At 44.1% G+C, this 1,645-nt stretch carries 2 protein-coding genes; one reads left to right on the top strand and one right to left on the bottom strand.

The annotated features are described in order from the left end of the window. The coding region (argC, locus tag A3756_RS16610; RefSeq protein ID WP_068554000.1) for an N-acetyl-gamma-glutamyl-phosphate reductase at nt 1-632 on the bottom strand (632 nt) is incomplete at its 3' end. A 381-nt stretch (nt 633-1,013) separates the two neighbouring features. On the opposite strand from argC, the gene A3756_RS16615 reads away from it, so the two are divergent. After that, on the top strand, nt 1,014-1,589 hold the full coding sequence (locus tag A3756_RS16615) for a 1-acyl-sn-glycerol-3-phosphate acyltransferase (protein WP_197470098.1): 576 nt from the start codon (nt 1,014-1,016) through the stop codon (nt 1,587-1,589). The last annotated feature ends 56 nt before the right edge of the window (nt 1,590-1,645 follow it).

The following is a 1,645-nucleotide window of genomic DNA, read 5'->3' on the forward strand; positions in this document are numbered from 1 at the left end:
AAATGGCGATGCCCGGAAACACCGTAAGCTTTAAAGCTATCAGCGCATTCCGATAACAGCATACCAACTTTAGCTGCACGCCCAGCACCACTGGTGCCTGTTTTAGCATCTGCAATGAGACGATCCGCCTGGACTAAGCCTTGCTCAACTAAAGGTAAAAAGCCCAACTGAATAACCGTAGGAAAACACCCAGGGCAAGCAACTAATTTGGCATCTTTAATTTGTTCACGATAGATTTCAGGCAGGCCATATGCAGCCTGAGGAATTAATTCAGGGCAGGCATGCTTCTGGTCATACCAACTTTCCCATACATCTACATCTTTCAAACGAAAGTCACCTGAAAGATCAATGGTACGCAAGCCGGAATCTATAAATTCAGACATCATTGACTGAGCCACACCGTGTGGCGTTGCAAAGAAGATAAGATCACAGCCAGCTAGTTCGTCTACGCTAGGATCGGTAAAAGGCAAGTCGATGTAGCCACGAACATGAGGAAACATATCTGCAACAGGGCGGCCTTTCTCAGTACGCGAGGTAACAACAGTAATTTCAACCTTCGGATGAAGCACCAATAATCTTAATAACTCCGAACCGGTATAGCCAGTCGCGCCTACAATACCTACCTTTATCACTTTATATCCCCAAATTTCGAATCTTAAAAAACGGCCGATTATATCACGAGATCAACGGCAAGGTTGTAAGCAATTATAGCCAGCCCTATGCCAAGCAAGGCAATTTTATTACAATTTATGGCTTGTATAACAATATAGCTGTGACACAAAACGCTCTATAATCGTTTTACGCACTCATCCTCTCGATAATAATCGCCGCCTACGGACATAACTGACTCAAGCATGCTACTTACTATTCGTACAATACTCGTTCTCACTTACTTCTTTAGCGTTGCTTTGCTCGGCAGTTGCATCTGTCTTTTTAGGCCCTTCAACCCTGATAACACAAGAATATGCGGGCGACTATTCAGCTGGGGAGCTTTGAAGTTATTGGGCGTAAAAATGACGATAGAGAATAAAGAACTATTGGATAATATGCCCCCCAGCGTTGTTATCGCCAATCACCAAAGCAACCTCGACCTCTTTGTTCACGGCGGTGTCATTCCTAAGCGCTGTGTAAGCGTCGGTAAAAAGAGCCTTAAGTATCTGCCTTTATTTGGCCAGGTTTATTGGCTCGCCGGCAATATCATGATCGACCGTTCCAAAAGTCGTGAATCTATCAATACCATGGCTGAAACAACCGAAGCGCTTAAACACAATAATACTTCGATTTGGGTCTTTGCCGAAGGCACACGTAACGGCGGTAATGATCTGCTACCCTTTAAAAAAGGCGCCTTCCATATGGCTCAACAAGCCTCTGCTCCCATTGTTCCTATTTGCGCCAGTGCCTACCCCAAACATATCAATCTCAATAAATGGCATGCAGGTGAAGTCATTGTCCGAATTCTACCTCCTATCGACACGCATATGGCTGAAGACAAAGATTTGGGCACTTTACTTGAAGACGCACACAGCCAGATGAAAGCGACTATTGATGAGCTAAACCAGAAAGTGAAAAATCGTTCGGATAGAAAATAAATCACTTGCCAGCATTTATGGCAACACATTCAGGCTCTAGCTCTTAGAATATTATC

It is taken from the genome of Oleiphilus sp. HI0086 (genome assembly GCF_001635225.1).

Bases quoted from the DNA above. Each gene is read 5' to 3' on its own strand.
- A3756_RS16615 (WP_197470098.1), top strand. From the start codon at position 1,014: ATGACGATAGAGAATAAAGAACTATTGGATAATATGCCCCCCAGCGTT.